This is a genomic window from Sediminibacterium sp. (assembly GCF_051860225.1).
In the GTDB taxonomy this organism is placed as follows: Bacteria; Bacteroidota; Bacteroidia; order Chitinophagales; family Chitinophagaceae; genus Sediminibacterium.
Genome location: NZ_JBHYEI010000002.1, coordinates 365,032 through 378,264, shown reverse-complemented (window position 1 = coordinate 378,264; position 13,233 = coordinate 365,032). Strand labels below are relative to the sequence as shown.

Sequence of the window (13,233 nt, the reverse complement as noted above, 5' to 3'; positions counted from 1 at the left end):
GTTTGGCTGATTATTTTTAAACTTACCAATATTAGTGTGAATATGCAGTATCCTTATAGTGTAGATAAAACTTTATTAGATCAGCTTGCATCCAACAATCATTTTGTATTTACTACTGATTTAGAAGGCAATATTACCTATTGTAATGATGCATTTCAACAACTATATCAGATTGTAGGAGAGTCAGTTCAAGGGGTAAATATTGAGTCTTTATTTAATTCTGCCGATGCCGGCATACTTAAATCTGCAATTCACCAGACTCTTCAAACAAAATCCTCTACACCTATTTTATTAAAATTAAAACATCCTAATTTAAATACTACAGGATCAATCATACAGTATGAGTTTAACTTAATTAATGACAGAAGAATGCATCCAATTGCATTCTTGTTTATTGGAATTTTTGCTACTACCATTGCTGTTGGCACAAGCACAACAGTTGCTTCCTCTCCTTCCAGTGGTCTGTCTGGTCAAAATAGAGAGTGGTTTAGGGAGATTGCTGATTTTATGAAAGAAATGATTTGGTTAACTGACCACCAGCATCATTTAGTTTTTGTAAATAAATCTTGGTTAAAATTTAGAGGTGTTTCATTGGATGCAGAATTAGGAGATGCATGGATTGAAGCAATTTACTCAGAAGATAAATACAAAGTTAAACAAGCTCAACTAGCGGCATTTTCAAATAAGACTTCCTATACCATTCAATTTAGATTTAGACAATATGATGGTAATTTCAAATGGGTGGAAATGCAGGCAGATCCAATGTATACTAATCTAGGAGATTTTGTAGGTTATGCTGGTACATTAAAGGATATTACTAGTATTAAAGAACTCCAATTGCAACTTAACAGACAAACTGAAATGTTGGAGATATCTAAAGTGGAGTTTGCAAAATTTACCAAAATTGCCCAAAGGATAAATGTTGTCATTATTTTATGTGATCCAGGATATCGCATTACTTGGGTAAATGATAGTTTTGTTAAGCTTACTGGGTACCCTTTACGTGAAGTTACTGGGAAGAATCCTCAATCAGTTTTATCAGGTGAAGACACTGCTGCAGAAGTTTTAAATAAATTAAATACTGCCATTAATCAAGGTAAAAGCTTGCGAACTGAAATAATTTTTTATGCCAAAAATGGAAATAAAATATGGCTTGATTTAAAAATGGAAACCTTGTTTGATAAGCAAGGTAATGTGATTGGATATTTAACTATTCAGAATGATATTACTAAAAAGAAAATGACAGAAAAAGATGTGGAAGAACAGATGTCCCATCTTAAACAAATCTCAGATATAGCTTCATTTGAATTACGTCATGAATTTTCTAAAATCCTGCAAATCCTTCAAACAGCTAAATTTCAACAAAATACCCTTGAAGGATTACAACAGATACTTTTAGATATTGAATCATCTGCAAACACGATGAATCACGCCATACACAAAATTTCAGATGAGGTTAGTATCGCTTCTGATACTAATATAGCACTCAATAAGTTTTTATTAAATCAAGCAATTGAAGAAATTGTCTTGGTGGATGACGACCATATGATTAATAAATTAAATACAGTGATTATTAGGAAAGTAATTCCTAATATGAATGTGACTGTTTTTGATAATATTGAGGATTCAATAACTTACTTAAAAGGGAATCCAACTTTAAAAAGGAAGATATTCTTAGACTTGAATTTTATGGGTAGAAATGGCTGGGATTTTTTAGATGAGTATGAGAAAATGAATCAGCCATGGCCAATTATCATTTTAACTTCTTCAATCGATCATAATGATTATGAAAAGTCGAAGAAGTATTCTAATGTAACCCATTTTATAACAAAGCCACTTACTGTTCCTCAATTTGAATCGCTCAGTGAATTAGATGAAGCTTCTCCTGTTGGAAATTAAATATTCGTTTCATTAAAAGACCATTTTTTGTGGTATTTGTAGTGTGTAGTGATTTTAAAATATATTTTAATTCATTACCATTGTTGTAATACCATCCTTGATGATTGGTTGTTTTTTGATTATCATACGAAGCGTATGAGATGATGGGTAATTGCATATACATTGCTTCTAGTAATTGCGATAAATCGTTTTTTTTACGATTGGCTTCTATATAAACGAAGCAATTACTTCTAAGCATATTGAACAGTCTCAATTCTATTTTGGCATCAAATAATTGAATCAACTTACAGGTTGAATATTTAGCATATATAGCTTTTGCATAATTGTTAGCTTGCCAGTTTGTAATTGCTACTAATGGAAATTCATTCATTTTCTTAAAGCAATCAAAAACAATATGTATGTCATTTTCTGGGATAGCGTCACTTGTCATTAGTGCATATTTCCCATACAGAAAAGGATACATTTGATGATCTTTCGTTTGAATTATTTCATGAATGCATCGTTCCATATAAGTGTACATGTGTTTTCAATATTTTATTCCATTGAAATTTGTCAAGAGCCATTTTGAGTGAATTTCTTCTCATAGTAGACCAATGATTGTATTTAATTTCATTTAATGTTTTTAAGAGTAGTTTGGCTAAATGTTTGTAGTTATTTTCTTCCATCACATATCCAGCTTTGTATTCTTTTACCTGTTCACTTATAGTAGTCTCTGCGGAAACAATCGAAGGAACAGCTGCAGCTGCAGCTTCTATTATTGCAGTTGGAAAAAATTCAGATCTAGAAGGTCTAAGGAATAAATCAATCTGATTGAGTAGATTCATTTTTTCTTTTCCTTGAGGTAAGTGCATTAGATGAACAGATTGTTCAATATTTAACTTGCTAATTAATTCAATTAAAGCTGCTTTATCTTTTCCATCTCCAATTAGCCATAAACTACCCGACTCTAAGTATTTGTGTTTATAGTCAGCAAAAGCCCATAAGATTGTGTCTAATCCATAAGTTTTTATATTGAAGTCTCCCATGTAGGCAAAAACCGGCACATCTTTATTTCTTTTTCTAACTAAGCTAATTGTAGGATATTCCTTGGTCATTTTGATTCATTTAACTTTTCTAGGGTTAAAAAGTTCCAAATTCATGCCAATCAATCTGCTTATATAAATTATTGAATTTCATTTAATTAGGAATAATGAATAGTGGCTTGGTGTTCCAATTTTGGGAATTCAATTTCATTTATGGATTTTCAAATGCGGATAATCACTATTTATTTGCTCAATAACATGATTTAGCAGTTGAGTGACGGATTTAATTTCAACTAATAGCTGAGGGTCTGATGGCATTGTTTGTGCAATTTCTTCTATTCGCTTAATTGGCTTTGTTGCGATTTTTATACCCAATCCCCTTATTGCTGATTTCATACGGTGGGCTGTTTTTTCTACCATTTTCCAATCTTGTTTACTGGCTGAAAGTGATAATTGTTCCATGTCTGTTGGCATAGTCTTTAAAAACAAGCCAATCATTTTTTCTACAAAAGCTGTTTTATTTTTTCCCCAACCCATGATTAAATTTTCGTTGTATAATTTATTTTGGGGGTATCCAATAGGTTCAATTTGATCAGGGGATAAAATAAAGTCTTTCGTTGCAAGTGTTTTTGCAATTACACTCAATAACTGGTCTTCTTGAAATGGCTTGCTAATATATCCATTCATTCCAGCGTCTTTGTATTTTTTTTCATCGCCATTAAGCGCATTGGCTGTAACGGCAATAATCGGGATTGAGTTTTTTAGGGGATTTTTCATACTTCTTATAATTGAAGTAGCCTGCATTCCGTCTATATAAGGCATTGAGATATCCATCAATATAATATCATAAACAGTTTGCTGAACCTTTTCAATTACTTCTTTACCATTTTTTGCAATGCTAATTTGCATCTGCTTATTTTCTAAAATAGAGCGAGCAATAAACTGGTTCATTTCTACATCTTCAGCGAGTAAAATTTTACAGCCCCTTAGATTTTCATAATCATCTTCAACAATATTTTTATGATTTAAATTCAATTCCTTTTTAAAAGGAATTAAACAACTAAAAGTTGAACCAATGCCTGGCTTACTGTCAACTGCTATTCTGCCACCTAGCATTTTTGTTAGCGTTTTACAGATACTAAGTCCTAGTCCTGTTCCACCATATTTTCTCGTTGTGGATGAATCTGCTTGTATATATGGTTCAAATAGTTGCTCTATTTTTTCAGGAACTATTCCAATTCCGGTGTCTTGTATTTCAATTTTTAGCCAAATCTCATTTTCTGTTTCAGTGATTGCACTTAATGCAATGGTGATTCCTCCCTGATCTGTAAACTTGATTGCATTGCTTAAAAAATTATTGAGTATTTGACTTAATCTGTATGGATCTCCAACAATAATCGGGTTATCAATTAATTTATTTTCAAAGTTTAAGTATAGTTTCTTCTCCTTTACCCTTAATTTAAAACTATCTATTATTAACCCTATTTTTTCAACAACTGAAAATGGAATTGATTCTAACACCAATTTGCCTGAATTGATTTTTTCAAGGTGTAAAATATCATTAACAATTGCTAATAAATTACTCGAAGCATCTTTAATCATTGAAGCCATCTTATATTGCTTCTGATTAAGCTTTGTTTTTACTAGTAAGTCTACTACACCTAGAATTCCACTCATTGGAGTTCTTATTTCATGGCTAACGGTTGCAAGAAATAAGTCTTTTGCTTCTGATAGTTTTTCAGTAATTTCTATCGCATTTTTCAATTCGTTTTCGGCCCTAACTCTATCAGTTATATCCGTGTTGTATCCAATCAGCATTTCAATATTTCCTGTATCATCTAATATTGGATTTAATCCGCGTAGTAAATACTGTAGTTCTCCATCCTCCTTTCTCTTAGCCTCTTCTACAAATCCACTTAATTTGGTTGTTGTTACATAATTAAACAGCTTTTTGTAGGAAGTAATATCATTTACGTCATGGCTATTTTGGTTGAGTTGATTATTTTTTTGTTTAATTAACCATTCAATTGTCCATTGTCTTAATTCAATGTCTTTAATTGCAATTGGGTTTAAAAATAATTCTGCGTAGTCAGATTTTAATACTGCAATATCTATTGGAAGATGACTGATTACTTTTTCATAAATTGCTTTTTGTTTGTCTAGTTGTTTTTCAAGTTTATTCCTTATTGAGGTGTTATGATAAAGCCAGATATGACCTTTATATTCTGAGCCTTCAAATAATGGTATAAAATCTCTTTCTAACTTATTACCATTTTTCAATTCGATAATATCATATTTTACTAGGGTTCTATCATTTAATATTTCGTTTGTTCTTTGGAAAAAACTTAAAGTATCCAGAAATTCTTCTTGAATAAAATGAAGGCTGTTATTTATATCAATTCCTACTAATTCGTCAATAGGGGTGTTTATTTTTAGTAACTCACAGAATGATTTATTGATATTTATCACAAGCCCAATTTCATTTTCTATTACAATGCCTATTGGTAAATGATCTATAATTGCATTTAAGAATTGTATACATCCTAAAGTACTGTGATTTAACTCCTTTTCTTGTAATCGATGTTTTAATTTGATTATTTCATTTTCTTTTTCTTGTAATTTCTTTTCAAGTGCTAGTCGTGCAGATTTTTCCATTTCTAATTCTTTAGAAATCAACTGTTGTTTTGGAGATATATTGCTTTTTAAAGCCATTGGTATTACTTTATTAATTCCCCATTCTGCATCATTCTGTAAATAGTTGATTTCCCTATATCCAATTTTTTTGCAACAAGTATTACATCATTGTTGTATTTTTTTAAAAAAAACTGAATTATTTTTTTCTCATATTCTTTTAAGCTTGTTTCGGTGCTTAATAAATTGCCTAGCTGTGAAATATTTTCGATATTAATATCTTCTGGTTGTATGATATTATTCTCTGACATTACAATCGCTAATTCGATTATTGATTTTAATTCTCTAATATTACCGGGAAAGTTGTACTGTTTTAATTTTTCAATAGATTCTGGAGTTAGTGTTTTTACGGGTAATCTGTTTTCAGCGCAAAAGCTTTGAATGAAGTGTTTAGACAAAATTATAAAATCATTTCCCCTTTCTCTTAAAGGGGGTAGTTCTATAGGCATTCCTAATAATCTATAATAAAGATCTTCTCTAAACTCTTTTTTCTCTACTCCTTTCAATAAATTTTTGTTCGTTGCAACTATGATTCTAATATCTAATGGAATAACTTGATTGCCCCCAATTCTTGTTATTTCTCTCTCTTGTAATACCCTTAATATTTTTGCTTGTAAATGAAGATCCATTTCTCCTATTTCATCTAAAAAAATGGTTCCTTTATGTGCTTCTTCAAATTTGCCTATTCGTCTGGCATTAGCTCCGGTAAATGCTCCTTTTTCATATCCGAATAGCTCGCTTTCTAATAGTTCAGGTGGAATCGCTGCAACATTTATTGCTACAAATGGGAACTTTTGTCTTATTGAATTATAATGAATGGCTTTGGCAACCATTTCTTTGCCAGTACCAGTTTCTCCTGTTATTGAAACAGTGATATTTGTTTTGCTTGCTTTATCAATTAATCCATAAACCCTTTGTATGGCAATACTTTGTCCAATAATTACTTTTGAAAAATCATAGGTTTTTTTCAATTCATTTTTTAGTTCCTCAACTTCTTTTTTTAATCCTTTAATTTCTTGCAAATGTTGGAGTGCATTCCATAGCCTATCTTTTGTGTCTTCGTCTTTAACTATATAGTCAAATGCCCCGAGTTTCAATAGTTCCACTGCTGTATTAATTTCTTCTTGTCCTGAAATAATTATCACAGCAGTATCAGTATATCTCTCTTTTATTTTTTTAAGAATTTTACTACCATCTGCTTCTCCAACAGCTAGTGAATAATCCAATGTTACAACATCAGGTTGTTCAGGTAATTTTTGAAAAAATGTTTTTTCTGAATCAAATCGTTCAACTTGATAATCTGGATTTAAAGACAAATAATGCTCAAGCATGGTTCCATACCAGAGATCGTCTTCTAAAATGAAGATTTTTAGTGGTTTAGTAGGCTTCATTGGATTTGTTTAACGCATTACAATTTACTGATATTTTATCCTGAAAATTGGTTTTGAATCCCAAAAAGGGAAATTTTGTCTCAAATTTGAAATATTGAAATAACAAGCAAATGCTAATTAGTTGATTATTATGATGTTAAAAGATGGCATGTTTTTTATCATTTTTTAAGAAAATAGTGCAATGAATCATGCAAATCCAGCTATTAACTTGTTTCCGCAATTTTTTAACCAAGCTGCATTATTGGAAGCTATTTATAATAAGTTGCCAGATATGGTTTTTTTGTTTGATGTAAAAGAGCGGAAGTTTGTAATGAGAAATCCTGCCTTAGATAATATGCTAGGATTTGAGCATCTAAAAGACATGGAAATTAACTGTATCTCTCTTAGGTCATTAATACATCCTGAAGATTGGCGATTGGTTCAAAGTGGTTTGCAAAAAGTGGGTGAAACAGACCAAGAATATGTAGAAATTGAATGTAGATGTATAGATCAAAATCAACAATACCAATTTTTTCAAACTAGACTTTCCGTTTTTGAAAGGAGGGATGGTGCCATTTTATATTTAATTGGAATTTCTCAAAATATTACCGAGAGAAAAAGAGTTGAGTTACAAAGTCAATTATTAAAAAATAGACTGCACGAATTATCTTTTATAACTTCTCATGAAATGCGACATGAGTATGCTAAAATTCAATCGATTGTTAATCTCATGGATAATCGGTTTATTTCAGATACAGAACGTATTGATTTAATTGCCGAAGCAAAAAAATCAATACAGTTAATTAATACATCCATTTTTAAAATGAATCATAAGCTTTCATTTAATCAGCATGATGAATACTATGATATAAATAAAACTCCTGTGCAGTATACTCATATTATATTTATTGATGACGATGTATTAACCAATGTATTGAATAAGAAAATTGTGGAAGCATATATGCCTGATATGCCAGTTGAAGTTTTTATTGATATTGAAGATGCCTTATCAGAGATTCGCGAAAAAACCAATTTAAAACAAACTTTAATTTTCTTGGATATTAATTTCCCCGGTAGAGGGGGATGGGAATTTTTAGATGAATATGTGCGGTTTTCGGATGCATCTAATGTAATTGTTTTATCTTCTTCTATTGATAATAGAGATAGGGAGAAAGCCCGAAGTTATAATGTAGTTATTGATTATATAACTAAGCCACTCTCTTTCGATTTTATAAAAACCTTTTTTGAAGAGTTTAATACTCATTAGTTTGATAATCGGTAGGTCTACGTATTAATATGTTTCCTTATCTTTATTACTTATTTAATAGTTTATAAAGCTGTATGTAACGAATTATGCGAATACTCATTGCAGATGATCATGGTTTAATTAGGGAGGGATTAAAAAAAATTTTGTTAGAGTCACTTCCTTTTGCTGAAATTCATGATGTATCAGATTCGGCAGAGCTTTTTAAAAAATCAATAAAAGAGAAGTGGGATATTATTATTTCTGATATTAGTATGCCTGGTTATTCAGGTATTGAAATCTTAAAGCAAATTAAAACGCATGTTCCCAATACCCCTGTTCTAATGCTAAGTATGCATTCCCCAGAACAATATGCGGTGAGAGCAATTAAAGCAGGTGCTTCTGGATATTTAACAAAGGAGAGTGCCCCTTACGAATTAGTGACTGCGGTTCAGCAAATCTTAAGTGGAAGAAAATATATAACCAATCGCGTTGCGGAGGTTTTAGCTAGTTCACTTGAGATGGATACGAATAAATTGCCTCATGAAAATTTATCCGATAGAGAGTTTGAAGTTTTAAAGAAATTAGTAGAGGGGAAATCGGTTTCTGAAATAAGTGAAATGCTTTCTCTAAATATTAATACAATTAGTACTTATAGGGCTCGAATTCTCGACAAAATGGGACTCAAGAGTAATGCCGATTTAATCCGTTATGCAATAGAGAACAAAATCTCTTAACTGTAGTGTTTATACTACAAGCTGTCGTATAATTATAGGCTATTTACATGCAGTTCAACTACATTCATTAGAAAATGGATCTATTAACTTTGTGAATTAAGCTATCAAGCTTAGTTTAAAATCCAATTTTCCTGAAAAACCAGTTGTAGTGTCAAAACTACAAAAGCTTTGTAGGCTAGCCCTACAAAGCTTTCTTTTTGTGAAAGGTATATTTGGGTAAGTAAATATTTACAATGCCTCAGAACCTTAATATATTGATTGTTGAAGATGCTTTAATCATCATAAAGCAGTTATTTCATTTATTGTCTGACAAACAAACTTCTTTAAATATCCAAATTGCTGAAAGTGCTGAATTGGGCTTGCAAAAAATGAATGAACAATTTCCAGATGTGCTCATTTTAGACATTAAGTTGCCTGGTATTAGTGGGTTGGAGCTATTAAATAAGGTAAAAGCTGATTATCCTGGTTCAAGCCCATTGATTATATTTTTGACCAATATGCCACATTCAACTTATCGGTTTGAGTGTTTAAATAAAGGTGCTCATTTCTTTTTAGATAAATCAAGAGATTTTTTATTGCTACCAGAAATTATAGACAAGTTTATTATCAATAGAGATGCGAGGGCAATTCCTAACCTTTTAATTTCAAACTTATGCAGTACAATTTCGAAATAAATGATGCCTTAACGCATAATAACGAAATGATTGATCAGTTTTTGTTAGCCACTGATTTAGATGGAAATATTATTTATTGTAATGATTCTTTTCAACGCTTATATAAATTATTGGGCGTTCCTGTTTCAGGTTTGTCTATTGAATCCATATTAAATAGTAAGGAAGCAGGATTGTACAGGAAATCATTAATCCAATGTAAACAGAATAGCAATAGTGTAGAAAAGTTGACTTTTAAAAAACCTGGTTCTGATTGTGTAGATGAATATATGCATTTTACTATGCTCCCTAATCTGGATAAGAAAGGGAAAATCATTGGGGTTATTTTGAAGGGTGTTTCTTCTAATGCAAAGCCATCGGTTGAAAAATATACTAAACAGGTATCTATGGTTAATTCAACTTTAGTCAATCCAGGTATTTGTTTTGAAACCATGGCTGATTTTATGCCAGAAATAATGTGGCTGACAGATAAACAGCACCAAATTATTCAAGTAAATCAAGCATGGATTAATTTTTGTGGTACTTCACGAGAAGAAGAATTAGGTAATAGATGGATGAAGCGGATTCATCCAGAAGATATTGAAAGGTTCATAGAAGAACAAAAACATTTGTTTGCTACTCAATCAGCTTATGCAATTACCTTTCGATTTAAACGGTATGATGGTAGTTTTAGATGGGTAAATATGAAAGGGAACCCTATATACAGTGAAACTGGGGAATTCTTAGGATACACTGGAATTACCTTAGATATAACGCCTGTTAAAGAGGCTCAGATTCAAATTAGGCGACAGCAAGAATTGATGGAAAGTACTAAAATTGAATTTGGAAAATTTACAAAAATTGCACAAAAAATTGGGAGTATTATTATCATGTGCAATGCAGATAACCGAATTACTTGGGTTAATGATGCTTTCGTAAAAACAACGGGTTATAGTTTAAAAGAAGCTTCTGGTAAAACTCCGGGTAGTTTCTTGAAAGGTCCTGAAACAAGTAAGGAAACGTTGAAACGGATAAAGAAAGTGATTGAACAAGGTAAAGGGATTAGAACCGAGATTTTGTATTATACCAAAAATGGTTCAAAGGTTTGGTTAGATATAATGATTGAGTCTCTATTTGATCAAGATGGAACAATTACTGGTTACATAACTATTCAAAAAGACATCACATTGAAAAAAATTTCGGAAAAAGAAGTTATGGAGCAAATGAATTATTTGAAGAAGATTTCATTTATCACTTCACATGAATTGCGCCATGAGTTTTCTAAAATTTTACAGTTATTGCAAACAGCTAAATTTCAAGATCATAATGTAGCAACTTATTCACAGATATTTTCTGATATTGAACATTCAGCAAATTTAATGAATGACACCATTTTTAAATTGAATGATCAAATTAATTTTGCTTCTTCAAGTAGTATCTCCCTGAATAAGTATTTATTAAATCAAGCTATTGAAGAGATTATATTAGTTGATGATGATCATTTAGTGAATAAGTTGAATGAGCTGATTATACGAAATGTAATGCCAAGTATGCCAGTACATACATTTGACCATGTAGATAATGCATTGCAATATGTAAAAGATAATCCCAATACAAAACGTAAGATATTTTTGGATCTTAATTTTTCAGGCAGATCCGGTTGGGACTTCTTGCATGAATATGAAAAGTTGGGTCATGTATGGCCTGTTGTAATATTAACATCTTCTATTGATCATATAGATTATGAACGGTCAAAGAAGTTTTTGAATGTAACTCATTTCATTACAAAACCACTCACAATTGAACAATTTGAAAAGCTTAGTGAAATGGAGCATATGATGGTTCATTAATGGAGGGGTCTACTATTTTGCCATCCTATTAATACCACCCCAATAATGACTAAAACAGTTCCTAGAATTTGTTCTAGTAAAATGGGCTCATTCAAAAAAATGGCAGCTTGAATTATTGTTGAAACTGGACCAATACTTGTAACGATAGAGGCATTGTTACTTCCTATTTTTTTCATCCCACTACTCATCATAAAGGAAGGAATAACTGTTGCTATAACAGCTAATGCTGCCCCGTACCACCAAAGTTGAGAAGACATATTTACATTGCTCCATTGTTGCTGAACAATAAAATGTGTAAATACTCCAGCAGTTGCAGATAGCATCGCATAAGCTGTATATCTTGTGGCACCAACTTTAACAACCATCTTACCTGTTCCAACTAAATAAAACGAATACGTTACTGCGCATAAAAAAACCATGAATGACCCAAAGTAAAATTGTTCATTTTGTTGAATGGTACCCAATTCGGCATAATAGGCAATACCAATTCCTGTATAAGTGATTGCAAGTGCAATCAATTGAATTTTTGAAATATTGCTTTTAAAAATCCAAGTGTTAAGTAATACTGCAAATGTGGGGTACAGAAATAAAATCAAGCGTTCTAATCCCGCGGAAATATATTGTAAGCCTATAAAATCAAAAAAACTGCTTAAATAATATCCCAGAACCCCCAGTGTGATTATCCAAAGCCAATCTTTTTTTTGTAGCGGAACTGCAGATTCTTTTTTGCCAGATAACCAGGCAGCTACTAAATAGAATGGAAGGGCTAAGAACATTCTTAAACTTAGCAAGGTTAAAGCATCTACGCCAGTGTTGCGAAACGCCAATTTTACCCAAATCGCTTTGGTTGAAAATAATATAGCTCCGCCAATGCTTAACAAAAAGCCGGTTAAAAACAATGATGAGCGTTTGGACCCATTCATTGTTATACACTCACATTAAAGTCTCTGAGGGCGTCGTTTAAACTAGTTTTTAAATCGGTACTGGGCTTTCTTTGCCCAATAATTAATGCACAACTAACTTGATATTCACCAGCATTAAATTTTTTGGTATAACTGCCAGGTATTACTACACTTCTAGCTGGAACTCGGCCTTTCATTTCTATCGGTTCTGATCCACTCACATCAATGATTTTGGTTGATTGGGTTAATACTACATTTGCACCTAATACCGCTTCCTTTTCAACAATCACCCCTTCTACAACTATACAGCGACTACCAATAAAACATCCGTCCTCAATAATAACTGGACTAGCTTGTAAAGGCTCTAGTACGCCACCTATTCCTACGCCTCCACTTAAGTGAACGTTCTTGCCTATTTGAGCACAGCTTCCTACAGTAGCCCAAGTATCTACCATGGTGCCCTCATCTACATAAGCACCAATATTTACATAACTAGGCATTAAAACAACATTTTTAGCAATATATGCACCGTACCTGGCCGTAGCTGGAGGAACTGCTCTAACCCCTAATTCTTTATAATTGGTTTTTAATAGCATTTTATCATAAAACTCAAAAGGAGGCATTTCCCAAGTTTGCATTTGTTGAATGCCGAAATATAAAAGAATGGCTTTTTTAACCCACTCATTCACCACCCATCCATCTGCTTCAGGGCTTGCAACTCTTAGCTGACCTTTATCTACTGCTTCAATTACTTGTTTAACTGCATCACTATACTTAGCCTCCTTCAAAAGTTCTCTATTGTTCCAGGCTGCTAACACTAATTCTTGCGGCATATATAAAATTTTAGCAAAAGTACAATATTTAGCTTT

The 13,233-nt window shown here is 31.9% G+C and carries 11 protein-coding genes; 5 read left to right on the top strand and 6 right to left on the bottom strand.

Features of this window, described 5'->3' with window-relative positions; genetic code table 11:
- Positions 1-42: 42 nt before the first annotated feature.
- On the top strand, positions 43-1,899 hold the full coding sequence (locus ACTIEI_RS08545; RefSeq protein WP_439505875.1) for a PAS domain S-box protein: 1,857 nt from the start codon (positions 43-45) through the stop codon (positions 1,897-1,899).
- Here the strand turns inward: ACTIEI_RS08545 and ACTIEI_RS08540 are convergent.
- The 4 genes from ACTIEI_RS08540 to ACTIEI_RS08525 form a co-directional block, all read right to left on the bottom strand.
- Complete coding sequence (locus ACTIEI_RS08540; RefSeq protein WP_439505874.1) at positions 1,862-2,407, bottom strand: hypothetical protein; 546 nt, start codon at positions 2,405-2,407, stop codon at positions 1,862-1,864. The two genes, ACTIEI_RS08545 and ACTIEI_RS08540, sit on opposite strands and share 38 nt — an antisense overlap.
- A complete protein-coding gene (locus ACTIEI_RS08535; protein WP_439505873.1) occupies positions 2,388-2,993 on the bottom strand; it encodes a glycosyltransferase in 606 nt (201 codons plus the stop codon). The genes ACTIEI_RS08540 and ACTIEI_RS08535 overlap by 20 nt, the downstream gene beginning before the upstream one ends.
- A 135-nt stretch (positions 2,994-3,128) precedes the next feature.
- Positions 3,129-5,633, bottom strand: a complete 2,505-nt coding sequence (locus tag ACTIEI_RS08530) for an ATP-binding protein (RefSeq protein WP_439505872.1) — start codon at positions 5,631-5,633, stop codon at positions 3,129-3,131.
- A 5-nt stretch (positions 5,634-5,638) separates the two neighbouring features.
- On the bottom strand, positions 5,639-7,003 hold the full coding sequence (locus ACTIEI_RS08525) for a sigma-54-dependent transcriptional regulator (RefSeq protein ID WP_439505871.1): 1,365 nt from the start codon (positions 7,001-7,003) through the stop codon (positions 5,639-5,641).
- 181 nt (positions 7,004-7,184) lie between these two features.
- Here ACTIEI_RS08525 and ACTIEI_RS08520 point away from each other — a divergent pair, with 181 nt between their 5' ends.
- The 4 genes from ACTIEI_RS08520 (at position 7,185) to ACTIEI_RS08505 (ending at position 11,462) form a co-directional block, all read left to right on the top strand.
- Positions 7,185-8,249: a response regulator gene (locus ACTIEI_RS08520; protein WP_439505870.1), complete on the top strand. Its 1,065-nt coding sequence runs from the start codon at positions 7,185-7,187 to the stop codon at positions 8,247-8,249.
- Positions 8,250-8,335: 86 nt separating this feature from the next.
- A complete protein-coding gene (locus ACTIEI_RS08515) occupies positions 8,336-8,962 on the top strand; it encodes a response regulator (protein WP_439505869.1) in 627 nt (208 codons plus the stop codon).
- A gap of 233 nt (positions 8,963-9,195) precedes the next feature.
- The gene (locus tag ACTIEI_RS08510; protein ID WP_439505868.1) at positions 9,196-9,636 is read left to right on the top strand and encodes a response regulator transcription factor; all 441 of its coding nucleotides are present in this window, start codon (positions 9,196-9,198) and stop codon (positions 9,634-9,636) included.
- Positions 9,615-11,462: a PAS domain-containing protein gene (locus ACTIEI_RS08505; protein WP_439505867.1), complete on the top strand. Its 1,848-nt coding sequence runs from the start codon at positions 9,615-9,617 to the stop codon at positions 11,460-11,462. The genes ACTIEI_RS08510 and ACTIEI_RS08505 overlap by 22 nt, the downstream gene beginning before the upstream one ends.
- On the opposite strand, the gene ACTIEI_RS08500 is transcribed toward ACTIEI_RS08505, so the two are convergent.
- The gene (locus ACTIEI_RS08500; RefSeq protein ID WP_439505866.1) at positions 11,459-12,385 is read right to left on the bottom strand and encodes a DMT family transporter; all 927 of its coding nucleotides are present in this window, start codon (positions 12,383-12,385) and stop codon (positions 11,459-11,461) included. The two genes, ACTIEI_RS08505 and ACTIEI_RS08500, sit on opposite strands and share 4 nt — an antisense overlap.
- 2 nt (positions 12,386-12,387) lie before the next feature.
- Positions 12,388-13,197, bottom strand: a complete 810-nt coding sequence (locus ACTIEI_RS08495; protein ID WP_439505865.1) for a 2,3,4,5-tetrahydropyridine-2,6-dicarboxylate N-succinyltransferase — start codon at positions 13,195-13,197, stop codon at positions 12,388-12,390.
- Positions 13,198-13,233: the final 36 nt, after the last annotated feature.